This window comes from Salinivibrio sp. KP-1 (assembly GCF_000968645.1).
GTDB lineage: Bacteria > Pseudomonadota > Gammaproteobacteria > Enterobacterales > Vibrionaceae > Salinivibrio > Salinivibrio siamensis.
Window position 1 is genome coordinate 24,651 of the sequence record NZ_LAQR01000004.1, and the last position, 24,485, is coordinate 49,135.

19 protein-coding genes are annotated in these 24,485 nt (G+C 51.5%); 9 read left to right on the forward strand and 10 right to left on the reverse strand.

All coding sequences use genetic code 11. The annotated features are described in order from the left end of the window. The first annotated feature begins 17 nt into the window (after positions 1–17). On the forward strand, positions 18–1,862 hold the full coding sequence (locus WN56_RS07450; RefSeq protein ID WP_046074440.1) for an AsmA family protein: 1,845 nt from the start codon (positions 18–20) through the stop codon (positions 1,860–1,862). Here WN56_RS07450 and WN56_RS07455 read toward each other — a convergent pair. From WN56_RS07455 to WN56_RS07465, 3 genes are read right to left on the reverse strand one after another with little or no spacing between them, the layout of a single operon-like run. Beyond that, positions 1,859–2,803: a bifunctional GNAT family N-acetyltransferase/hotdog fold thioesterase gene (locus WN56_RS07455; protein ID WP_046074441.1), complete on the reverse strand. Its 945-nt coding sequence runs from the start codon at positions 2,801–2,803 to the stop codon at positions 1,859–1,861. The genes WN56_RS07450 and WN56_RS07455 overlap by 4 nt on opposite strands. A 27-nt stretch (positions 2,804–2,830) precedes the next feature. After that, positions 2,831–3,265, reverse strand: coding sequence for a D-aminoacyl-tRNA deacylase (gene dtd / locus WN56_RS07460; RefSeq protein WP_046074442.1), 435 nt, complete (start codon positions 3,263–3,265; stop codon positions 2,831–2,833). Further along, entirely contained in the window at positions 3,237–4,205 is a 969-nt protein-coding gene (locus tag WN56_RS07465) for a virulence factor BrkB family protein (protein WP_082084433.1), read from the reverse strand. Before WN56_RS07465 ends, dtd begins: the two co-directional genes overlap by 29 nt. Before the next feature lie 70 nt (positions 4,206–4,275). Here WN56_RS07465 and WN56_RS07470 point away from each other — a divergent pair, with 70 nt between their 5' ends. Further along, complete coding sequence (locus WN56_RS07470; protein ID WP_369795699.1) at positions 4,276–4,911, forward strand: DUF2959 family protein; 636 nt, start codon at positions 4,276–4,278, stop codon at positions 4,909–4,911. A gap of 67 nt (positions 4,912–4,978) precedes the next feature. On the opposite strand, the gene typA is transcribed toward WN56_RS07470, so the two are convergent. Continuing rightward, positions 4,979–6,805: a translational GTPase TypA gene (gene typA, locus WN56_RS07475; protein ID WP_046074444.1), complete on the reverse strand. Its 1,827-nt coding sequence runs from the start codon at positions 6,803–6,805 to the stop codon at positions 4,979–4,981. 518 nt (positions 6,806–7,323) lie between these two features. Here typA and glnA point away from each other — a divergent pair. From glnA to add, 6 genes are all read left to right on the forward strand, one after another. Then, a complete protein-coding gene (gene glnA, locus WN56_RS07480) occupies positions 7,324–8,733 on the forward strand; it encodes a glutamate--ammonia ligase (RefSeq protein WP_046074445.1) in 1,410 nt (469 codons plus the stop codon). Positions 8,734–8,845: 112 nt separating this feature from the next. After that, on the forward strand, positions 8,846–9,385 hold the full coding sequence (locus WN56_RS16545) for a DUF4124 domain-containing protein (protein WP_052708043.1): 540 nt from the start codon (positions 8,846–8,848) through the stop codon (positions 9,383–9,385). A gap of 109 nt (positions 9,386–9,494) precedes the next feature. Next, on the forward strand, positions 9,495–10,559 hold the full coding sequence (gene glnL, locus WN56_RS07490; RefSeq protein WP_046074446.1) for a nitrogen regulation protein NR(II): 1,065 nt from the start codon (positions 9,495–9,497) through the stop codon (positions 10,557–10,559). Further along, entirely contained in the window at positions 10,552–11,961 is a 1,410-nt protein-coding gene (gene glnG / locus WN56_RS07495) for a nitrogen regulation protein NR(I) (RefSeq protein ID WP_046074447.1), read from the forward strand. Before glnL ends, glnG begins: the two co-directional genes overlap by 8 nt. A gap of 111 nt (positions 11,962–12,072) precedes the next feature. Continuing rightward, the gene (locus tag WN56_RS07500; protein WP_082084434.1) at positions 12,073–14,625 is read left to right on the forward strand and encodes an EAL domain-containing protein; all 2,553 of its coding nucleotides are present in this window, start codon (positions 12,073–12,075) and stop codon (positions 14,623–14,625) included. 85 nt (positions 14,626–14,710) lie between these two features. Further along, positions 14,711–15,712, forward strand: coding sequence for an adenosine deaminase (add, locus tag WN56_RS07505; RefSeq protein WP_046074449.1), 1,002 nt, complete (start codon positions 14,711–14,713; stop codon positions 15,710–15,712). A gap of 68 nt (positions 15,713–15,780) precedes the next feature. Here add and hemN read toward each other — a convergent pair whose 3' ends face one another. The 5 genes from hemN to WN56_RS07530 all read right to left on the reverse strand — a co-directional run bounded on the left by hemN (position 15,781) and on the right by WN56_RS07530 (position 20,272). Next, positions 15,781–17,154 (reverse strand): oxygen-independent coproporphyrinogen III oxidase, encoded by a 1,374-nt coding sequence (hemN, locus tag WN56_RS07510; RefSeq protein WP_046074450.1) that lies wholly within the window; start codon positions 17,152–17,154, stop codon positions 15,781–15,783. 200 nt (positions 17,155–17,354) lie between these two features. After that, positions 17,355–17,849: a DUF2489 domain-containing protein gene (locus tag WN56_RS07515; RefSeq protein ID WP_046074451.1), complete on the reverse strand. Its 495-nt coding sequence runs from the start codon at positions 17,847–17,849 to the stop codon at positions 17,355–17,357. Between the two features lie 13 nt (positions 17,850–17,862). Further along, the gene (gene yihI / locus WN56_RS07520; protein ID WP_046074452.1) at positions 17,863–18,348 is read right to left on the reverse strand and encodes a Der GTPase-activating protein YihI; all 486 of its coding nucleotides are present in this window, start codon (positions 18,346–18,348) and stop codon (positions 17,863–17,865) included. Further along, positions 18,345–18,986, reverse strand: a complete 642-nt coding sequence (locus tag WN56_RS07525; protein WP_046074453.1) for a class I SAM-dependent methyltransferase — start codon at positions 18,984–18,986, stop codon at positions 18,345–18,347. Before WN56_RS07525 ends, yihI begins: the two co-directional genes overlap by 4 nt. Before the next feature lie 668 nt (positions 18,987–19,654). Beyond that, complete coding sequence (locus tag WN56_RS07530) at positions 19,655–20,272, reverse strand: cytochrome c (protein WP_046074454.1); 618 nt, start codon at positions 20,270–20,272, stop codon at positions 19,655–19,657. 149 nt (positions 20,273–20,421) lie between these two features. On the opposite strand from WN56_RS07530, the gene yihA reads away from it, so the two are divergent. Continuing rightward, a complete protein-coding gene (yihA, locus tag WN56_RS07535) occupies positions 20,422–21,063 on the forward strand; it encodes a ribosome biogenesis GTP-binding protein YihA/YsxC (RefSeq protein ID WP_046074455.1) in 642 nt (213 codons plus the stop codon). A 558-nt stretch (positions 21,064–21,621) separates the two neighbouring features. Here the strand turns inward: yihA and polA are convergent. Beyond that, complete coding sequence (gene polA, locus WN56_RS07540) at positions 21,622–24,372, reverse strand: DNA polymerase I (RefSeq protein ID WP_046074456.1); 2,751 nt, start codon at positions 24,370–24,372, stop codon at positions 21,622–21,624. Positions 24,373–24,485 lie beyond the last annotated feature (113 nt).

Consider the following 24,485-nt stretch of genomic DNA (forward strand, 5'->3'; position numbering starts at 1 on the left):
CTTGATAGGGTTGGTTCATGCGCATCCTGGCCAAACTGTTCGCCAGCTTTTTCATTCTCTGTGTCACCGCATTATTGGTGTTAGCAGTCCTCTTTCACACGCGCTACAGCACCGCGCTGTTTCATCATGTCGTGTCACCTTTGCTTCCGGGCGATCTCTCCGCCAAACAGGTGGTCTATCATTGGCGTCAGCCACTGAGTTTGACCCTCACCAAGCCTAGCTATCACGTCGGTCCGCAACACTGGCAGGCCGACCGGCTGCGCGTACAACTTGATGCTACGCGATTGCCACACATTCACTGGCTGCGGATTGATGGCCTGTCTATCGATCTGACGGGCCGCACGCCACCACCTAGCCTAGAGATGTTGCCTGCGTCCCTGCAAATCGGTCGTATCTTGTTCAACGACCTAAATCTCATTGGAGGAGATTGGCAAGCGCACCAAGTGAGTGCCCAGCTTGATAAGTGGCAAAAGGGCGACTCACCATGGGGATCGGTCCGTGGTCGCGCGCAATGGGAAGCCAAACAGATCGATTGGCACGACCTAACGGTCTCTGATGCCCTCCTAGATGCCCAACCCTCGCCAAAAGGCTGGCAACTCAATGGCGTCTCATTTCAATGGCAACGTGCTGCCTTTAGCGCCCAAGGGCAATGGCAACCTGGTGCACTCGCCTTGAGCCAATTGACCATTAGCAATGCCATTGTGGATAGTGAGCAAACACAACAGCGGCTCCGCGAAGCCTTGTCACATTGGCCGTCAAACACCCAGGTCACCATCGCTCGAGCGGACGTCCGTCAACTCAGTGCCGAAACGGATCATCTGTCGGTCAATGCCCTGACCTTTTCAGCGGAACAATTAGCGTTTACCCCTCAGTCGCCTTGGTGGCATCAACCTCAGCTACGCGCCTCGTTTAATGCCGACTATATCCGTTGGCAAGGGCAAACGTGGGAGCAACCGTTAGGGGAGCTGGAGCGTCGCGGTGATACGTGGATAGTCAATCAATTCACCAGCCAGTGGCATGAAGGGTTTATCGCGCTTTCCGGCCAATTTTCGCCCCAAGCTTGGCAGATAGACAGGCTACGCGCCAATGGCCTCACCCTCAGCCGCGAACGGCTTAGGCCGCTGATAGGCGCATTGCCAGATTGGCCGCCACATATCGTCATTACCGATCTGTCGCTGAAACACAATGAGTGGTTAGCGTTATCGCCAGGGTTCCCGGTCAAGGTGGATGGCATTGATATCGATGGGCGCGATCTGCGTCTGCGGCATGACACGCAGTGGCAATTACGCCATGGAACACTGACCGCGAGCGCCAGCTATGCCAGCATCAATCAGCAGTGGCTGGCTGAACCCTACTTACGCGTAGAAGCGAGCGATGGGCTCGTCAATCTACGTCAATTATTACTGGGTTTTTCCGATGGTCAGCTTGCTGCCTCCGGCCAGTGGAATTACAACACGCCGAGCCTACCATGGTCATTCCAAATTGACGGCCTACACGTCCCCTTATCCCTTTATCAATCATGGTTTGACTGGCCGCTGCCTTTAAGCGGGTTTCACGATCTTCAAGGGCAATGGTCTGGGCTGGCGTCTGATACCGAAAGTTTCAACGTGGGCTTAAATGGCACCCTTGCGGTTACCCTGCTGAATGGTCACGCGGATGTCACGCCAGATAAAGGCTGGCCAGAACGAATGTCTGGGTGGTTTCAAAAAGCGCCAACCCAGCAACGCCAGTCGCGGTCGTTCCCGTTTGAACAACTTTCTCTAAAAGCCGACCGTGGCCATATCACGGGTATTCTTCAGGGGGACACATCCGTGTCGATTGATTGGCCGATTTATCAAACCGCCACCCCAAGTGTACGTTAACGCAGTAGTGCCAACTGAGGGGCAGGCTGTGCGGTGGCGCCATCGTCTGATGGCAGCAACACATAAGTGCCGGTAAACACGCCGGCCTTATCGTCGCCACTAAAAAACTCGACTTCGAGCGTGACACGCGCCCGACGACCGTTTTCCAGCCTATCAAGCTCACCGCTCAAGTTATCCAGCGATACACTCGCCCTTGGCCGCTCCGCCACCGGGCGACGATAACGAATGTGGCTGTCTGCGAGGACAATATCCGCACTGAGTTGACGCTCTTTCATTAACAGCCACACCATTCCCCAACCCGCGAGCGTGGCAAGACTAAAAATGCTGCCCGCAAACATGGTGTGACGCGGGTTCAAATTGGCATTTAAATTGGCACACACTTCAAAGTGATAGCCGGTGAATTGGCTGATCTGCACCCCCATTTTATCGCTGATAGGGATTTGTTCTTGCCAGCGCTGCTGCAGCTCGGTACACCACTCAGGATGACGTACCACATCAGACAAAGGGTCTAAGGGTTTCACCATCTGTTGATGACGAATCGGCCCGCGCTCATCACTGAGATCCCCCTGACGAATGAAGTCATGTTGAGCATAAAAGCTTACCGCCTCTTCTCGCGCACTGCACACAAGACGCTTGGCCCCCTCTTGCCGGGCCAATGACTCTAGTGCCATTAATATGAGCGCCCCGAGGCCACGATTACGAAAATCGGGAGAGACCGCCATATACCGGATCTGACCATCGTTGTCTGGGGTTAAGTAAAGACGCCCGATGGCGACGGGGTCATCATCACTGTCGACAATCATCCGATGACAGGCATTGCCATCGTAGGCATCGCGCTCTGAGCCGCGCGGCGCATGCCAAGGCTCGCGCAACATGCGATAGCGAAAGTCATAGTAACGCGCAAGCTCTTGTTCTGTACGTGGCGTGACGATTTTAAACATGCCTATCTCTCCCTGTTAGGCGCACATTTATACCTGAAGCCAGAAAGTCACCGGCCCATCATTGACCAAGCTCACCTTCATATCTGCAGCAAACTGACCGGTTTGCGTCTTCACGCCAGCCTGTTGGCAATCATGGCAAAACACCTCATACAAGCGTTCCGCTTCGGCGGGCGAGGCCCCTGAAAAACTTGGACGCATTCCTTTTTTCGTGTCAGCCGCGAGGGTGAACTGAGAGACCACCAGTAACGATCCCCCTGCCTGTGACACATTGAGATTCATTTTTCCTTCGTCATCTTCAAAGACGCGATAACCGCGCACTTTATGCGCCAGCTTGGCTGCCTGAGTCTCGGTGTCGCCTTTCTCGACACCTAGCAGCACGACCAAGCCTTTTCCTATACAGCCGACGCGAGTGCCTTCTACGGTCACATTGGCTTCACTCACGCGTTGAATGAGGGCGATCATGGGTTTCCTCTTTTTCAATGGTTAAAGGGGGAGATGACGTATCCAGAGCGCTCGACCCAAAATGAGAAGCGTCGCCCTCCGCGCGCGGCCACCAACGTTCAGACTCTCTCAGCGTCGCCGTCACTTGGGCACCAAACAAGACGATACACCAACTAAAATACACCCAGACAAAGAGAATGGGTATCACCGCCAACGCGCCATAAATCAGTTGATACGAGGGAAAGTGCGTCACATAGAGGGCGAAGACTTTCTTGCTTAATTCAAACAGGATACTCGCCACCGCCGCCCCGGCAAAGGCATGGCGCAGACGCACGCGCGTATTGGGGACCAACGTATAAAGCCCCATGAAGGTCAATGTGGTCAGGATAAAGGGCAAAACGCGCAATAAGGTGGTAAACAAATCATTGGCAATCCCGCTTTGTAATAACGACAGCGAGGTTAAATAGGAGCTCAACGCAATGCTGGTGCCAATAAGGATTGGCCCTAAGGTGAGCACCATCCAATAGATGGAAAAGGCGATCATTGTGGGTCGCTTGGTCTGAATTTTAAAGGTGTGATTCAGGCTTTTGTCGATGGCGGAAATCAGCATGATGGCCACCACAAACAAGAAACTCACCCCCACTGCCGTCATTTTACCGGCATTAGCAACAAACTCATTGAGGTAGCGTGCCACCACCTCGCCAGCAGCCGGCACAAAGTTGTTAATCACAAACTGCTGTAACGTCTCACCCACCTCTGAAAAACCAGGAAAACTCGAAAAGGCGGATAAAACCACGGTCACCAAGGGGACCAAAGATAATAGGGTCACATACGCCATATGGCCCGCACTCACCGTGAGCCGATCTTCGCCCATACGCCGCCATAAATGGGTCAGCATCGCCATCAACCAATGACGATAATGACACCACCTTTTCTCATCCAGGATCCCAATTTTGCGCATCCTTCCACCTTAACCTTGTGTTAGCCTTAAGCGTAATGAGTGTACATGATTTATGATTAAGGAGTTGCCTGTGCGGGCTATCTTTGTTTTTGTTATCGGCTTCACCCTACTCACTGGCTGTCAGTCTGCCTACTACTCGGCCATGGAGCAAGTGGGCATCCATAAACGCGATATCATGGTCGACAGAGTGGAAGACGCGGCCAACGCCCAGCAAGCGGCGCAGTCAAAATTTAAAGACGCACGACAAGCTTTAAGCCAGCTCACTGAGTTTGAGGGGGGAGAGTTACAAGCTGCTTACGAGGCAGTGGATAACCAGTATCAACAAAGTCATGATGCGGTCACCCGCGTGCGCGAGCGGATTGATGCGCTTGAGTCCGTCTCTGAAGCGCTGTTTGATGAGTGGGAAGAAGAATTAGACTTGTACACCAATCGACGCCTGCAGCGTGATAGTGAGCAACGCTTGCGTCAAACCCGCAAGGAGTACGAGCGGTTACGTGATGCGATGCGTCGTGCGGAAAAAACCATGACGCCAGTGCTAAACACGCTGCAAGATAACCGCCTTTATCTCAAACACAACCTCAATGCCCGCGCGATTGGTGCATTACAAGGCGAGTTAGATGCGCTCTCTGGCGAGATAGACCGCGCAGTCGCTGACATGCAACGCGCAATCCAAGCGTCAAATCGCTTTATCCAAACCCTCAATTAAACGCTAGCCAATAAAAAAGGCACCCGAGGGTGCCCTTTGTCCACATCGCGCGGTGATGCCCGCGTGATTAACCTTTACGACCTGCGCGCTTACGCTCGGTTTCGGTCAATAGCTTCTTACGGATACGAATGCTCTCCGGCGTCGCTTCAACCAGTTCATCATCATCGATAAACTCAAGCGCCTGCTCCAAGGTGTACTTGATCGCTGGGCTCAATACCTGCGCGTCATCGGTACCTGATGCACGAACGTTGGTCAGCTGCTTACCTTTCAAGCAGTTAACGGTCAGATCGTTGGCACGATTATGAATACCAATCACCTGACCTTCGTATACTTCGTCACCGTGCTCGGCAAACAAGCGTCCGCGGTCTTGCAAGTTAAACAGTGCGTAAGTCAGTGCTTTACCTGCCGCATTTGAGATCAACACACCATTAATGCGCTGGCCAATATCGCCACCTTTGTACTTACCGTAATGGTCAAAGGTATGATAAATCAGCCCCGAGCCAGAGGTCAGTGTTAAAAACTCTGTTTGGAAACCAATCAGACCACGTGATGGCATCACAAAGTCCATGCGTACACGGCCTTTACCATCTGGAAGCATGTTCGTCAGCTCGCCTTTACGCAGACCGATGCTTTCCATCACGCCACCTTGATGCTCTTCGAGCACGTCAATGGTCACTGTCTCAAACGGTTCGAATTTCTCGCCGTTTTCTTCTTTGATGATCACTTCTGGGCGCGATACCGCCAGCTCAAAGCCTTCGCGACGCATGTTTTCGATCAAAATAGACAGATGGAGTTCACCACGGCCAGACACGCGGAATTTATCTGGGTTATCGGTCTCTTCCACGCGCAGTGCCACATTGTGGACCAGCTCTTTTTGCAGACGCTCAAGGATATTACGTGACGTAACGTATTTACCTTCGAGACCTGCAAACGGCGAGGTATTCACCTGGAAGGTCATGGTCACAGTGGGCTCATCCACCGTCAGTGCAGGCAAGGCTTCCACATTACTTGGATCGCAAATCGTGTCTGAGATTTTCAGCTCACCCAATCCCGTAATGGCAATAATATCGCCCGCAGAGGCTTCATCAACGTCATGACGCTCTAGGCCCATGTAGCCCAAAACACTGCCGACTTTACCGTTACGCTTGCTGCCATCTGCACTCACAATCGTGACTTGCTGGTTCGGCTTAACCGAGCCACGTGTAATACGACCCACGCCGATCACACCCACATAAGAGTTATAATCCAGCTGAGACACCTGCATTTGCAGCGGCGTGGTGATATCGACATCCGGTGCATCAACGTTATCAACGATCGCATTGAACAGCGGCTCCATATCCTCGCCTTCTGTGGTTTCTTCTAGGCTCGCCCAGCCGTTAAGGGCTGACGCGTAAACCACTTGGAAATCCAATTGCTCATCCGACGCACCGAGAGTGTCAAACAAGTCAAAGACTTGATCCATCACCCAGTCAGGACGCGCCCCAGGGCGGTCAATCTTGTTGATCACCACAATCGGTTTCAAACCATGGGCAAAGGCTTTTTGGGTCACAAAACGGGTTTGCGGCATCGGGCCGTCTACCGCATCGACGACCAGTAGTACGGAGTCAACCATCGACATGATACGCTCAACCTCACCACCAAAGTCGGCGTGTCCTGGGGTATCAACGATGTTGATGCGGTAGTCATTCCAGTTAATGGCAGTGTTCTTGGCCAAGATGGTAATGCCACGTTCTTTCTCAATGTCGTTTGAGTCCATGACACGCTCTTCCACCTCACCGCGGGAAGCCAGCGTACCGGATTGCTGCAGCAGCTTATCCACTAGCGTGGTTTTACCGTGGTCAACGTGGGCAATAATGGCGATATTTCTTAGTTTATCTGTCTGTATTTTGGTCATGGACTCTCTTTTTCACTCGATAGACGGGGCGCGCGCCGAAGTTGGCGAGCTATGCTAACACGACGGCACCGCCACCTGATTAAAAAAACGGCCGTAATGTACCAGATTTTGTCGCAAAACCCACCTTATTATGTGAATTGGCTCACCGTCACTCAGGGTTCATCCTGTCACAGTTGGTTATTTATTGTGCAAATACAAGGATTCATCGTGATGAGAGAAAAAATGAATTTTTAAAGACCGTCCACACTCTTGTCATGCATTGTCTGCTACAAAGAGAGGGGACGATGCCTGCACGCATCTCGTGCAAAGCGGCGCACCGTCTTTGCCCCTTGCACCATATGCGATCATGTTTGCACTACAATGGTGCACAATGCACGCTTTTGACCCAGGCTGCACACGGTTTTATCGCGTTAAACGCGGTTTGGCGCGGCTTAAAATTGTTGGCACGGTTTTCGCTTTGTCATGAAGCAAGGAGCCAACTCGCTATTTACTCAATTTGACACCGGAGGTTATTTCACATGTCAGTAGAAAACGTGCTCGCACTGATCCAAGAAAACGAGGTGAAATTCATCGACCTGCGCTTTACCGATACCAAGGGTAAAGAGCAGCATGTTTCTATTCCCTCACATCAGATTGATGATGACTTCTTTGAAGAAGGCAAAATGTTTGATGGCTCATCGGTTGCGGGCTGGAAAGGCATTAATGAGTCAGACATGGTGATGATGCCTGACCCAAGCTCTGCCGTGCTTGACCCTTTTACCGAGGAAAGCACCCTGAATATCCGTTGTGACATTCTTGAGCCTTCAACCATGCAAGGCTACGACCGTGACCCACGCTCAATTGCTAAACGCGCAGAAGATTACATGCGCGCAACCGGCATCGCCGATACCGTTCTCATCGGTCCTGAGCCAGAGTTCTTCTTATTCGACGACGTCAAATTTGCCACCGATATGGCTGGCTCGTTCTACAAAATTGACGACGTCGAAGCAAGCTGGAACTCAGGCACTGCTCTCGAAGGGGGTAACAAAGGTCACCGCCCTGGTGTGAAAGGCGGTTATTTCCCAGTTGCACCGGTTGATTCATCACAAGACATCCGTTCTGCCATGTCATTAGTGATGGAGGAAATGGGTCTAGTGGTTGAAGCACATCACCACGAGGTAGCGACCGCGGGTCAGAATGAAATTGCCACCCGTTTCAACACCTTGACCACCAAAGCCGACGAAATTCAAATCTACAAATACGTGGTTCACAATGTCGCGCACGCCTTTGGTAAAACGGCAACCTTTATGCCTAAGCCACTGGTTGGTGACAATGGTTCAGGGATGCACGTCCACCAGTCGCTTGCCAAAGATGGTCAAAACCTGTTTGCCGGTGACAAGTACGGTGGTTTGTCTGAAACCGCACTGTACTACATTGGCGGTGTCATCAAGCACGCACGTGCGATCAACGCATTCGCCAACGCCTCAACCAACTCGTATAAGCGTCTGGTCCCAGGCTTTGAAGCGCCGGTCATGTTGGCTTACTCAGCACGTAACCGCTCAGCGTCAATCCGTATCCCTGTGGTACCGAGCCCGAAAGCACGCCGTATTGAGCTTCGCTTTGCCGATCCAACAGCCAACCCGTATCTCTGCTTCGCAGCCATGCTAATGGCTGGCCTAGACGGGATTAAGAACAAGATCCACCCTGGCGATGCCATGGACAAAGACTTGTACGACTTGCCAGCGGAAGAAGCAGCGGAAATCCCAACCGTTGCCGAGTCACTGAAAGAGGCCCTGCAAGCGCTTGACGCGGATCGTGAATTCTTGACCACAGGTGGCGTATTCTCTGATGACTTCATCGACTCTTACATCACGCTGAAAGGCGAAGACGTTGAGCGCATCCAAATGACGACCCACCCTGTGGAGTTCGAGCTGTACTACTCAGTGTAAAGGCTCATACACCACAAATTGCAGCCCACCTCGCAGGTGGGCTTTTTTGTGCTTTTTACCCGCACGATGTGGCTTATCATGGTCCATATCTGCAGAAAAAGAAGGGTAAGCGATGCGCTGGATAGCCATCATCGTGTTCAGCCTCACTGTCACCTGCCAGGCTGGCACGATTTACCAATGGCGGGATCAAAACGGACAGTGGCATATCAGCGATCAGCCTCCCAATGCGCCCCACCAAGTGCGGTATTATGCTCCCTCGTCGATGTCGCCATCGTTAACGCAACCGCCGCAGACAACCACCCAGCCCGCCAGTCAATCAAACGTGGCGATCACACTGGTTCACCCCAGTGATGGCGCGACGTTACGTAGTAATCCCGGTAAGGTTTCAGTAAAAGCCACCCTTGCTCCGGCGGCTTCCCCAAGCGACCAGGTCCAGCTGGTGATGGACGGTAACCCCGTTCAGGCTCACCCTAAGCAGACGCGCAGCGCCTCACAGCTCACACTAGAATGGCACCTCAGCCCGATAGACAGGGGCACCCATCGTTTTCAAGTCCGCTATTTAGAAAGCGGCAAGGTAATTGCATCATCCTCTGAGCATCAGGTGTATTTGCATCGCGCCCATGTGAATCAGCCACATCGAACGCATGATTAATCCGCGACAACGCCGATGAATTCACAAACCCGGCAGTGCAAGCTGCATCAAGCAAGGATCTCGATTACACTCAATGCACCAAAACAGTGCAAACAAGGACGCAACACGGATGACCCCCGCTCAACTGTTCGATCATCTTCTCACCGCGATCATTGTGGTGGATAGCCAATGGCGTATTCAGTACGTCAACGCGGCCGCCGAGCAGCTGATGCACCAAAGTGCCAGGCGCCTGCTGACACAACCGCTCACCGCGCAGATTCAGCACGCCAGCGTCGACTGGGGACAAATTGCCAACACCACACGTGCCGGGCAAAGCTTGACGGACAGTGATGTGACCTGGGTGGTGGACGGCCAGCCACAAAAGGTGCAACTCAGCGCCAGTCCGTTGTTTGATCAAGCAGATGAGGGACGGCTGTTACTGGAAGTGAATGTGGTCAGCCAACAACAAAGGATCAGTAAGGAGCTTACCCAAAAAGCGCAACAACAAGCGGCAAAAGAGTTGGTACGCGGCTTGGCACATGAAATAAAAAACCCGCTCGGCGGCTTACGCGGGGCGGCACAGTTGCTAGAAAAGATGCTGCCTGATGCGAGCTTGGCTGAATATACGCAAATTATTATCGAGCAAGCCGACCGATTGCGAAACTTGGTCGACCGTTTACTGGGGCCACAGCGCCCTGGGTTGCGCCAACGACAAAACATTCACGTTGTGTTGGAAAAAGTCCGCCAATTGATCAGCCTCGATAACCACGAAGGCATCCAGATCATTCGCGATTACGACCCCAGCTTACCCGATTTTGAGATGGATCCTGAGCAGCTTGAGCAAGCGATTCTCAACGTCGCCACCAATGCTGCCGATGCCATACGCGGTCAGCCTGACGCCTGTTTGACGCTCCGCACGCGCACAGGCTTTCAAACCGTGATCCATGGCGAGCGTCACCGAGTGGTCGCGCAAATTGAAATCATCGACAATGGGCCCGGGATCGCGCCGCATCTGCAGGACACCTTGTTCTACCCCATGGTGACGAGCAAGGCTGACGGCAATGGGCTTGGACTCGCTATCACCCATCATTTAATCGATCAGCATCAAGGCAAAATTGACGTGAATAGCTGGCCAGGCCATACCTGCTTCACCATCCAATTGCCAATCATTGAAAAGGACACGCCACATGAGTAAAGGGACCATTTGGATTGTTGATGATGACAGCTCCATTCGTTGGGTGATGGAACGCACCCTCAGTGCCGCCGGCCTCACCTGCGATACGTTTAGCAATGCTGAAAATGTACTCAGTGCCCTGCATGAACGTCGCCCTGATGTGTTGGTCTCCGATATTCGCATGCCAGGTAGCGATGGGCTGGCGCTGCTAAAAGCGGTACAAGAGCAACACCCTGACTTACCCGTGATCATCATGACCGCGCACTCGGATTTAGATGCCGCGGTTAACGCCTACCAAAAAGGCGCGTTTGAATACCTGCCCAAGCCGTTTGATATTGATGAAGCGCTGGCTCTGGTTGAGCGCGCACTGGCCCACTATAAAGAGCAGCAAAAGCAACAAACGTCACAACAGCCGCAAACGCAGACACCAGAGATCATCGGCGAGGCCCCCGCGATGCAAGAGGTGTTTCGTGCCATTGGCCGGCTGTCACGCTCCTCGATTTCGGTGTTAATCAATGGTGAGTCGGGCACGGGTAAGGAGCTAGTCGCCCAAGCGCTACATCGTCATAGTCCGCGGGCCAATCAAGCCTTTATCGCCCTGAATATGGCCGCCATCCCCAAAGACTTGATTGAGTCCGAGCTGTTCGGTCATGAAAAAGGCGCATTTACTGGGGCCAACGCGGTCAGGCAAGGACGCTTTGAGCAAGCCAATGGGGGGACGTTATTTCTCGATGAAATTGGCGATATGCCATTGGATGTGCAAACGCGTTTACTGCGTGTGCTAGCGGATGGTCAATTCTATCGGGTCGGCGGTCACGCGGCGGTCGATGTGGATGTGCGCATTATCGCGGCTACCCACCAAGATCTCGAACGCTTGGTGACAGAAGGCAGTTTCCGAGACGACCTGTTTCACCGTTTGAACGTGATCCGCGTTCATCTACCCTCACTCAAAGATAGGCGCCAAGATATTCCCCAGCTATGTCAGCATTTTCTTGCCCGCGCCGCCAAAGAGCTGGATGTCGAAGCCAAGCAACTCCACCCAGACACAGAAACCATGATGAGCCAGTTACCTTGGCCGGGTAACGTCCGCCAGCTAGAAAACACCTGCCGATGGCTGACCGTGATGGCCAGCAGTAAGGAAGTGCTTCCCTCCGATCTCCCAAGGGAACTGTTCAACCAGCCCAGCACGGTGGCCGACAGTGAAGCACATGATTGGCAGCAAGCCCTCACCCAATGGGCCCAAGATGCGATAACACAAGGACAACACGGCATTTTGCAACAAGCGCTACCCAGCGTCGAACGCATCTTGTTGCAGTCGGCGCTCAAGCACACTCATGGCCACAAACAAGAGGCGGCTAAAATTTTAGGGTGGGGACGTAATACCCTGACACGCAAACTCAAAGAGCTAAATATTGAGTCGTAACTCATTATTGAAACTGACACTCTTTGAACCTCTGCTAAATTTAAGTAAAGAGATTGAGGTAAAATCCAACAATCGTGTTATTTTTCTGATAAGAGTGAAGTTGTTGTCCTGATGAGAAACGTACGCCCATTGTCAATACGCGCTGCCGTTATGCTTCCCGTGTTTCTCGTCCTAACACTGACGTTGGTCGTGATCATTATTACCATCAACAACCACTATCGCGCCAGCTCGCAATTTGTCGGCAAATTGTTACTCGAAGACTACTCCGTCGGTATTGAGCGAGACTTGCGCCAGTATCTTGCTCACCCCTTTAATGCCAACATCTTTGTCGCCGACAGCCTAGCCGCCCGGCTTGGCGATGCGCCAATGACTGACTCAGGGCTGCGTGATTATCTTCTCAATAGCTACACCTCCCTCTACCAAGCCATGCCTTACATGCAGGTACTCAGTATTGGGGTGGATGCCGAAGGGACGTATTTTGGCTACCGCAAAAGCCAAGCGGGTCAATATATTTTGATGGAGCAGAGTGACGCAACCCAAGGCACGCTGCGTATTTTTGATGGCCGCACGCCAAACGCTAACGTCGTTTACCAAGACAGCGATTACGATCCACGCATCCGACCATGGTACATTCCTGCTTTTAATCGCGAGCAACCGCGCTGGACCGACATTTACCGTGATGCCGATGAAGTTGGTGAAGTCTCCTTATCGGCCATCGCCCCGGTGATGGTCGATGATAATGTGTGGGGCGTGGTCGCCAGCGACATCAAGCTCAATGCGTTTAACCGCTTCCTCAGCGAACGTCAACAAAAGCTCGGCGGGGCATTATTTATTGTCGACGATGAGGGCCGAATGGTCGCCCACAGTGGCCAAGAGAGCCCCAGCAATATCTTACATTTTCCTGATATTACCCATAATCCAGTCCTCGACAATACGATTAGCCAGGTCGCAAATGCGTGGCCGCCCGACCCCAGCCGTTTAGGCAAGCCCTTTAATTTCGATATTGCCGATAAGGGCCATTTTTATGGCACCATTAAAAAAGTGGCGATGCCCGCTCCCTTTCAGCATCAGTGGTATGTGGTGGTCGCACTGCCCGATCAGCTACTGTTAAAAAACCTTCTTAGCCAGCAAGAAATCAGTATTTATCTGGTGGTAGCCATGGCACTGGTCGGGCTTGCGGTGGTGTATTTCATTATACGCCAACTGACTCGCCCATTGAGAGACACCGCTGAAGCGGCAGCCAAACTGGCATCCGGCAATTTGACTTACCGCATTAATACACCCGCAAGCCTGCGGGAAATCGCGATACTCAAAGAAGCGTTTAACAATATGTCGGTCAAATTGCAGCACTCTTTCGATGCGCTGCGCCAACAAGTCCGCCAAGATAACCTCACGCAACTTTATACGCGGGAAGGCTTGATTGAACAGGCCACGGGCTTACGCTATCACGCTCCCAATACCTTGGTGATTTTGGGGATCAATGGCTTTCGTAATATTAATGGCAGCCTGGGACAAGAAGGCGGGGACACGCTTTTATGCGCGATTGCCGATCGACTCAGCGCCCTCTCCGATGGCTCTGGGATGCTACTGGCACGCGTACGTGGCGATGAGTTCGCCGTTCTCGCGCCCAATACCACTAACCGAACGCAATCAGAGGCATTGGTCGATCAGTTACTGAGTTTATTTAAGCGCCCCGTCACCATCGGCAACGATGATGTCCTGGTCGACGCATGTGCGGGCGTAGTCTTTGGCTACACCTTTGGCGATGCCATCTATGAAGGCCTTGATCACGCTGGTCTCGCATTGAGTGAAGCCAAACGCAGTGAAACAGCGATGTACGTGTACTTTGAAGCCAATATGCAGGCACGGATTCAAGAGCAATCACGGCTTCTCCTCGAGCTTCATCACGCCGTTCAGCATCACCAGTTTGAGGTCTATTACCAACCCTTTGTCCGCTTGCTTGATGGCCGGTTCTGCGGCGCAGAAGCCTTGGTGCGCTGGCGCCACCCTACACGCGGCATGGTCTCCCCGGCTGAATTCATTCCCGTGGCCGAACAAAGTGGCTTGATTAATCAAATCGGCATGCAGGTACTTGAGCAAGCCGCCTATGACACCGTGGCGCAGATTCAAAAAGGCTTATGGCCAGCCAATTATCAGCTACACGTGAACTTATCCGCTCGTCAGCTACTGTCGGCCGACTTTATCGACAAACTGCAAAGCGTGCTGGATCGTACTCAACTGCCAGCGGATAATTTAACCTTGGAGATCACTGAGTCACAGCTGATGAGCCACGAACACTTGGCAACTTCAGGGTTAACCAAAATCCGTGCGCTGGGAATTAAAATTGCTATCGATGACTTTGGCACCGGCTATTCATCGCTGGCATACCTTCACCAAATGGCGTTTGATAGCCTTAAGATTGATCGCAGCTTCGTTCACTCGATGACTGAAAACAGCACCAACCAACGCATCATTGAAGCCGTGGTTGCTATGACACGTGGCATGGATGTACACCTAGTGGCCGAAGGGATAGAAACCCAGGAAGAAGCAGAGCGGCTGCGCGACATCGGTTGCCATTTTGCACAAGGTTTCTTGTTTGCCAAACCTCTGCCCCTCACCGAGCAACCAACAGAACGGGTAACGGACAAGCTCCCCACGCGATAGCTGTCACGCCATCGACACACTGACTACTGACGATGAGCAGGTCACTCGCTATACTGAGCCCCAACTCACCTGCTGGGAACCGATGATGATAAGAAAAGACTTACCCGTGACGGATTTACACCGCCACCTAGACGGCAATATTCGTATCGAAACCATTTTGGCATTAGGGCAAAAATTTGCGATGCCGCTACCCGCTACTGATATCGAGTCATTGCGCCCACATGTGCAAGTGGTTGAGGCCGAACCCGATTTGGTCGCGTTTCTGTCTAAGCTCGATTGGGGCGTGGCAGTATTAGGTGATTTAGATGCCGTTCGTCGCGTCGCCTACGAAAACGTAGAAGATGCCTTAAACGCTCAAATTGATTATGCCGAGTTGCGCTTTTCGCCCTACTACATGGCGCTGAAGCATCAGCTCCCCCTCGAAGGGGTGGTAGAAGCCGTGGTAGATGGTGTGCAGGCGGGTAGCCGCGACTTTGGCGTGAAAACCAACTTGATTGGTATCATGAGCCGTACTTTCGGCACGCAAGCATGTATGGCCGAGCTCGATGCGCTACTGACGCAAAAATCACACTTAGTCGCCATCGATCTGGCCGGTGATGAGCTGGGCCAACCAGGTGACCAATTCACCGAGCACTTTGCCAAAGTACGGGCCAGCGACCTGCAAGTCACCGTGCACGCGGGCGAAGCCGCTGGCGCCGCCAGTATGTGGCAGGCAATCAATGAGCTCGGCGCCACCCGAATCGGTCACGGGGTCAAGGCAATAGAGGACCCAGCGCTGATGGATTATTTGGCTAAACACCAGATAGGTATCGAAACTTGCCTGACGTCAAACATCCAAACCAGCACCATTGCCGATCTCGCACAACATCCTGTGCGTCAATTCCTCGACCATGGCATTTTGGCGTCCTTGAATACCGACGACCCAGCAGTAGAAGGCATTGAGCTGCCCTATGAGTATGAAGTGGCTGCCCCTGCCGCAGGCTTAACCCCTGCGCAAATCACCACATTGCAAGAAAATGGTCTTTCGATTGCTTTCTTGTCTGATAGCGAGAAAGCCGCACTGACAGCCCACGCGGCAACACGCTAGGTCGCCGTAGAGCCTCTCCACGCGAGCCTCGCGCCGTAAAAAAACCGCCATTTGGCGGTTTTTTTAGGCTAAATCACCCGCGAAAACTGTTGCTGACGCGCTCTATCTCGCAAATAAACATCAAAGCTCATACAGATATTGCGGATCAGCATACGGCCTGTTTTGGTCACCGTAATCGTTTGATCGGTCACTTGCACCAACTCGTCATCAATAAAGCACTGCAGTAACGCCAGATCTTCAGCAAAATACTGATCAAAATCTATCTGGTAACGTGTCGCAATGTCCGCTTTCTCTAAGGTGAAGTTACACATCAGCGCTTTTATGACATCACGACGAATGCGATCATCCGGCTCAAGCATCACGCCTTTAAACAGTGCATGGCGTTCAGCATCCACTTGCTGATAATACGCTTTCATCTCTTTTTGGTTCTGCGCGTAACAATCACCAATCATCGAAATCGCCGATACGCCGAGTCCGAGCAGATCACAGTCACCTTGCGTGGTATAGCCTTGGAAGTTGCGATGTAAACGCCCTTCTCTCTGCGCCACCGCCAGCTCATCATCAGGCAGAGCAAAGTGATCCATCCCGATAAACTGATAGCCTGCCCCTGTTAACGTATTGATGGTGTCTTGCAACATGGTGAGCTTGGCGTCCGGAGACGGTAAATCCTCTTCTTTGATTTTGCGCTGCGCCGCGAACAAATTAGGCAAGTGCGCGTAATTAAACACTGAGAGTCGACCCGGACGCATCGTCAAAACTTGCGCTAAGGTTTTGGCAAACCCCTCTGGAGATTGGCTGGGCAAGCCATAAATCAAATCGAGGTTGGTGGAGCGGAAGCCCAGTTCACGGGCACGTTCAACCAAGGCGTGAATAAAATCTTCATCTTGCTCGCGATTGACCAGCTGCTGCACTTTTTTATCAAAGTCTTGCACCCCGATACTGATGCGATTGAAACCTTCGCTCCGCAGGTGATCGAGCATATCGAGTGGAATTTCGCGCGGGTCGACTTCAATGCTGATTTCCGCATCGCGCTCAAAACCAAACTCTTGACGCAACAATCCCATTAAGCGGGAGATTTGCGCCTTGGTGAGAAAGGTGGGCGTGCCACCGCCCCAATGCAGCTGAGTCACTCGACGTGAACCCAGCAAGAAAGCACGCTGACGGATTTCGTGCTCAAGCGCATCTAAATACTCATCCGCCTTGTGTTGGTGCCGTGTCACCACTTTATTGCAGCCACAGTAATAACAAAGTTTATGGCAAAACGGGATATGCACATACAACGACAACGGGCGCTCAGGGTACTGACTACACGCCATATCAAATTCCGCGGGCGCAAACGCCTCATGAAATTCGAGTGCCGTCGGATACGACGTATAACGGGGCCCTGAATAGTTGTACTTATTTATAAGGGCTTGATCCCAAATGATTTGTGGTGATGACATGGCTTACATTCCGCAAAAGCGCTTAGGAAAGGAGTAACAGCGTCTAGTGTGCCACAGCCTTGAGTAAGGTGTTTAGCACTACCCGCACTGGTGTTGCGAAAGTGTCGGTGAGATCGATTTTCGCCCAATAATTATAAGGGTATTGAGGCAAAATGACAGAGGAAAGCAGCCACGATAGGCTGCATTCCAGGCAGTCACACTTAGTGCGTGAGGATATGATCAGGGATGTGACGCGCGCCGGTGAAAGCGAGGATTTCCGCAAGCTCAACTTTTATCGCCTCTTCCAAACGCGCTTCATGTTTGGCTCGGTCTAAGTCGAGTCGCATGCGCTCATTCTTTTTCAATCCCTTCCTTGCCTCACCGCGAGGGGTATCTTTTACCGCCTCATACAGTTCAAACAAGGCCGGGTAGCGGCTATCAAACGCAACCCGTTTATCGCCTTGTAGATGATCCATGATCATGTAAAGGCGGATCGCAGCCTCCGATAAATCGCATTGATTCTGTAGTGCGGCAAACGCAATCACATCAACACTCTCAATGATTTTGTCATTGCGTTGGTTGATCGCTGCCTCTTTCATCTCGGCTTGCCACTTGGTTTGTCGCTTTAACTTCGCCAGCAATACGCCTGCGTAAACCGATAGCGCTAAAATAATGAGCGCCCCAAGTCCTGCCAATATCCAGATCCACTCCTGCACCGGTTACTCCTTGTTAATCGTCCTGTTGCTCAAATTTAGCCAGCAGGTCGTCGTCATCATCCAACTCGTTATCGTCGGCAAGCAGGCCCAGTTTATCCATCAGCACCTCAATCCGATCCAGCTTCTCATCCACATAAGCTTGTAAACCCGCCCCTAATTTCTCGCCATTTTCGATTCTATCCAACAACACGTTCAATTGTGGATCTTGCTCAAGCTTGGCGAGCTCTTGCTCTGGTGTGAGCTTGGGTTGCTTAGGTTTTTCTGCATCCGTACCCAATGGGATCGGCTTTTTACTGCCTATGCGCGGGTCTTTTTTGCCACCGCTGCGACGCACTTGCTTGTTGTCTTCTTCTGAATGACGCGAGCCGGCTTTTTTGCCTTTACGCTTTTTTTGCTTTTTCAGCATTCGCGCAATGCGGTCTTGCTCGTTCTGATTCTTATCTACGTATTGCGCCGGGCCTTCCGATCCTACGCGGCGCGTTTTCTTTTTACGCGTCATGACTCTGGTTTCCTCATTAAAATTACGTCGTTGCCGATAAACGTCAGTTCCAACCCCGCTTGGTGAGCTAAAAACTGGAATGTATATCGGCTAAAAAAGCTGACATGCGTCAGATCATTCTTATAGTGCCAGCGTGAAAAAGCGTCTGGATCTTTAACCAGCTTGGTCATGATGCCCAAGTACCCCCCCGGCTTGAGCATCGACAACCACTGCTGCCATTGCACCTTTGGCCAATAGAAATGCTCGATGGCCTCCGTACAGGTAATAAAGTCATAATGTGCATCCAGTACGTCGGTTTGTGGCGCATAGAAGGGATCATAGCAGGCGACATCATGCCCTGCGTTTCGCAGCATACTGGCCAAGACAGGCCCAGGACCACAACCAAAATCTAATCCCTTTGCTGGCACCGATAAGCGGTCGAGTAAAGGGTTGATCACGCGCGATAAAAAACGCTGATAACCGTCATCCTCAGGGTGATTTTGGTGTAAGTCATAGATAGCTTTCTCATTTTCAGGCGCGAGCAATGCCTGGCGCTCAACAAACACCAACGCGCACGCCGCGCACTGAAGGTACGCTCTGCGTTTGTCGGTATGATAAAGATGGGTTGTTGTGTGCTCACATAAAGGGCAATGCTGCATATCATTCATCTATGCCAAAAGCTGGCGCGAATGTAGCAGAAAGTGGGTCAATAAAAAAGCGACAGGCATAAAGCCTGTCGCGTATCGCGCTTGCGATAATAAGCGGATAGTGTCCGTCCTGGTACCTTGTTCATCCCTGACTCATGGCGCTTGGCGCCTTAGTATCAACGTCCTGTTATCGTGGGTCGCATACCTGCGTGTCAGTCGCTTCCTGCGTCCTTGTCGTTCGAACCCACCACACATCCTGTGTCACGTCGTCCTTGTGCGCCTACCTTGGCAACATCCACATCCTGTGGTCAGACCGTCCTGGTGCTCATGTGCCTTGCTTGGCTCAATCACTTGTCCTTAAGACCAACGTCCTGTTGACAGTGGTAGCATATCGCAATGAGCGCGACTGCCTAGAATGCCAGCCATAAAACATTAAATCAGGAAACAAGGCACAAAGGTAAATTGCTGATTTTAAATGAATACAAAATATGTCTTTCAAAAAATGACGTGTTTTTCTTGCAAGAGAATAGCCAATCTCTTACGCAGAAGGTCGCCGTTGTCGCTATCAGTGATGTGCTGACAAAATGCGTGCCAAGCGTCATAGACTGTCGCATAAATGGAAGAGATAAAAAAAACGGTGGCGTACATTACGCCACCGTTTTCGTTGGACAGCTCGGTTATTAGTGGAGTCCGCCTAAGTAGTTAGACAGTGCATCAATTTCCTTGTCCGTCAGTTTCGCCGCAACCGAGCGCATCATTTTGTTCATATCATTATGACGCTCTCCGGCACGGAACATTTTCAACTGACTGGCTAGATACTTCGCAGGCTGGCCAGAAATTTTCGGGAAACCAGAAGAAGGGGTGCCGTTCCCGCGAGGACCGTGACAGGCTGTACAAGCTGCAATACCGCGCTCCGGATCGCCCGCCATGTAGAGCTGACGGCCTACTTCGATGGCCGTTTCGGGCGTGGTGCCAGGCTTGGGTGTTAAGGTTGCATAGTAAGCCGCTAAGTCTGCCATGTCCTGCTCAGAGAGCGGTGCCACCATACCAGCCATCACAGCGTTATAACGCCCCTGCTCACCGCCGCTTTGCGCGCCGAGCTTAAATTCTTTCAGTTGTTTCTCTAGATAGTTGGCGTGCTGACCCGCCAAGTTTGGGTAATCAGGCAAAACACTGTTACCGTCAGCACCGTGACAGGCGACACAGGTATTGGATTTTGCTTTGCCCGCTTCAGCATCTCCTTGGGCCCAGACTGAAGTGCTGGCGAGGAGAGTCAATATTAGCGCTAATTTCTTCATGACATTCCGTTTATAATTATCAAGCTTCCAGTACCACTACTTAGTTACCGTCATGGTACAATTACCGATCAAAAACCGAGCACGGTTATTTTACACAAATTCACACAAAAGTAATCAGTCTACTACACCAAGACGAGACGGAGTTAACAGTGGAGCAATCACTTAATTACCGTAACACCCAGTTTGTTACCAGCGCACCCGACATTCGCCATCTTCCTGATAATACGGGGATAGAGATTGCGTTTGCTGGCCGTTCCAACGCCGGTAAGTCTAGCTCCCTTAACCGTCTTTGTGACCAAAAGAGCCTAGCAAAGACCAGTAAGACACCCGGGCGCACACAATTAATTAACCTCTTTAAAGTGGACGAAGGGTGTCACATTGTCGACCTACCTGGTTATGGTTATGCCCAAGTCCCGTTGGAAATGAAAGAGAAGTGGCAGCGTTCGCTGGGGGAATATTTACAAAAACGTGATCAACTTGGCGGATTAGTGGTCTTGATGGATATTCGTCATCCGATGAAAGACTTGGATCAGCAACTGATTTACTGGGCGGTTGAATCTCACTTACCGGTGTTAGTGCTACTGACCAAAGCCGACAAATTGAAATCAGGGGCACGTAAGCAGCAACTGATGAAAATCCGCGAAGCGTCACTGGCCTTTTGCGGGGATGTTGAGGTCGAGTTGTACTCATCGCTCAAAGGGATGGGCGTCGACAAATTGCGCCGTAAACTAGACGCTTGGTATCAACAAACACCCCCGGTGATCGCAGACGACCCACAGCCAACCGATTAACCCTCTTGGACGGATAGGGCCCACCTGTCGCTTACGCAGATAAAAAAAAGCCGACCCTCAATACGAGAGTCGGCGAATCTTTGTGCGTAAGCGAGCTCAATCAGCCCCCATAGACACATAAAGAACAAGAAGCTGTGCGCATTATAACCAAGCCTCCAGCCATAATTAAAGTAATTACTCTAATTTTTTTGAAAAGAATGGGATGATGCGAATCAGCAAAACACAAAAAAGGCAGTGGCAGGGTCGACTCATCGCGTTGACGATTAGCCAATAAAAAAAGCCCCAGTCAGTATCCTGACTGGGGCTGCTGAATCAGCCAAATCCAATAACGTGAAACAAAAGGTCTGAAAGATAGAACATCTTACCTCTGTACCCTACGTTGTTAACTGTATATCAATCACTCAGTATTGAAAAGTATCTTACGTAATTTTTTTTCATAAAAATAAGGCGGTTTAGAGTAAAAACGCCAAAGATCAGGTGGATAGTGACCAAAAAAAAGCCGATAAAAATATCGGCTTTCGGTATAAAACGACAGAAAGGTCAATAAAAACCCTGAACTTAGTGGGCTTCTCCCCAGTTATCCCCGAAACCGGCTTCGGCGATCAAAGGGACATCCAAGTCAGCCGCTGATGCCATCAATTTCCGTACTTGGCTTTCAACTTTGGACATTGATGACGTTTTGACTTCCAACACCAGTTCATCGTGAACTTGCATCACTAGGCGAGCATCATCCGCCGCGTTGGCTTGAATCCATTGATCAACCAGTATCATCGCACGCTTGATAATATCGGCGGCGGTTCCTTGCATCGGCGCATTGATTGCCGCGCGCTCTGCCCCTTTACGACGCATGCCATTACGCGATTTAATTTCTGGCAAATAGAGGCGACGACCAAAAATGGTTTCCACATAGCCTTTTTCCGCTGCTTGTTCACGGGTGCGGTCCATGTAGGCCTTCACGCCTGGATAACGCTCAAAGTAAGTATCCATATAGCTTTGTGCTTCATGGCGACCAATCCCTAATTGACGAGATAAGCCAAAGGCACTCATGCCATAAATCAGGCCAAAGTTGATCGCTTTAGCGCGGCGACGCTGTTCACTGGTGACTTCATCGAGGCTTACCCCCATCACTTCCGCTGCGGTGGCGGCGTGAATATCTTTGCCCTCACGGAAGGCTTCTAGCAAGGCTTTATCACCGGATAAGTGCGCCATAATCCGCAATTCGATTTGCGAGTAATCGACCGCCAGAATGGTGTGATCCGGTTCCGCGGTGAAGGCTTCTCGAATACGGCGACCCTGTTCGTTACGAATAGGGATATTTTGTAAGTTCGGATCGGTGGACGATAAGCGCCCTGTTGCAGTAACGGCTTGATGATACGAGGTATGCACGCGGCCGGTTTGCGCATTGATCATGCGCGGCAACTTGTCCGTGTAAGTCGATTTGAGTTTTGCCAACCCACGGTATTCCAGAATCCGCGCTGGCAGCGGGTAATCGAGTGAGAGCTCTTGCAGCACTTCTTCATTGGTTGAGGGGCTGCCTGAGGGGGTTTTCTTTACCACCGGCAGGCCCATTTTCTCAAACAAAATCGCTTGTAGTTGCTTGGGCGAGCTTAAGTTGAACTCCTCACCAGCAATCTCAAACGCTTCACGCTCAAGCTCAATCAAGCGAGTATGTAGTGCCTCTGATTGGGTCGCCAACTTGTCTTTGTCGATTAGCACACCATGACGTTCCATACGCGACAACACGCTGACTAACGGCATCTCATAGCACTCAAAAATGGTTTTCAGTTTCTCGTCACTGGTGACTTTACCAATCAGGTATTGATGCAAACGCAACGTAATATCGGCATCTTCCGCCGCATAAGGTGCCGCTTGCTCAAGAGGAATTTGATTAAAGGTCAGTTGTTTCTTGCCTTTCCCCGCTATCTCTTCAAAGCTGATGCAGGTGTGCTGCAAGTAGCGCTCAGCGAGGCTGTCCATGTCATGGCGTCCCGCGACACTGTTGTAGACGTACGACTCCAGCATGGTGTCATAGGCAATCCCTTTTAAGGCGATCCCGTGACGCGCAAACACACTGGCATCATATTTCAGATTCTGGCCAACTTTCGCCGCTGAAGGGTCTTCCAACCAAGGGCGTAACACCTCCAGCACTTCATCCAGCGATAACTGCGCGGGCGCTTCCAGATAATCATGAGCCACGGGTACATAGGCCGCTTCACCTGGCGCGACGGCAAATGAAATCCCAACCAGATTGGCTTCCATATAGTTGAGACTATCGGTTTCGGTATCGACCGCCACCACCTCAGCGTCACGAATTTTCTTCAGCCAAGTGTCTAGTGCGTCCCGCGTTAATAGCGTTTGGTAGCCACTACGGTCAATCGTGGCCGCTTGCGAGATAGGTTCATCAGACACCACTTCTTCCGGCGCATCACCTTCATCCAGCTCTTTGAGCCAGCGGCGGAATTGCAAATCACGATACATGGTCACCAAGGTGTCATTATCAGGCGCTTGCTTGACCAGCTGTTCAGGGGTGAAGTCCAGTTCAACGTCCAATTTTATCGTTGCTAACTGGTGTGACAAATAAGCCGACTCTTTATGCTCTGTCAGTTTCTTCGCCATGCTTTTGGCGCCGCGGAAGCTGAGCTCAGCAATCTTATCAAGGTTGGCGTAAATATCATCCAAGCCGCCCAGATTGGCAATCAACGCGGTCGCGGTTTTATCACCGACCCCAGGTACACCGGGAATGTTATCGACTTTGTCGCCCATCAGAGCAAGGTAATCAATCATATGCTCAGGACCAAAGCCATACTTCTCACGCACCGCCTCAGGATCCATCACCACATTAGTCATGGTGTTGATTAAGGTGACATGCTCATCCACCAACTGCGCCATGTCTTTATCACCCGTACTGATAAGCACCGGCATCCCCGCTTTCGAGGCTTGAGCGGCGAGCGTGCCGATAACATCGTCGGCTTCCACGCCCTCTACCGCCAGTAAAGGCAAGCCCATCGCGTTGATAATCTTGTGCAAAGGTTCAATTTGCCCGCGTAGATCCTCTGGCATCGGTGGACGGTTGGCTTTGTACTGCTCGTACATGTCGTCACGGAACGTCTTCCCTTTGGCATCAAAAATCACCGCCACATGCGAATGCGGGTACTGTCGCAACAGGCTGCGCAGCATATTCACCACCCCAAACACCGCGCCAGTGGGTTCGCCTTGGCTATTAGTGAGATTGGGAGACGCATGGTATGCCCGGTAAAGATACGAAGAGCCATCCACAAGGATTAACGGATTGTCGGGAAGAGTTGCCATATCAGAATCTTGATCGCCAGTTAAACACGTTAGCCGTTAAGCATGCCACGAGTCTCGACCCCTGTTAACCATGGTTTTTCCCACAAGGTCGCCAATCTGTGGATAACTTTGTT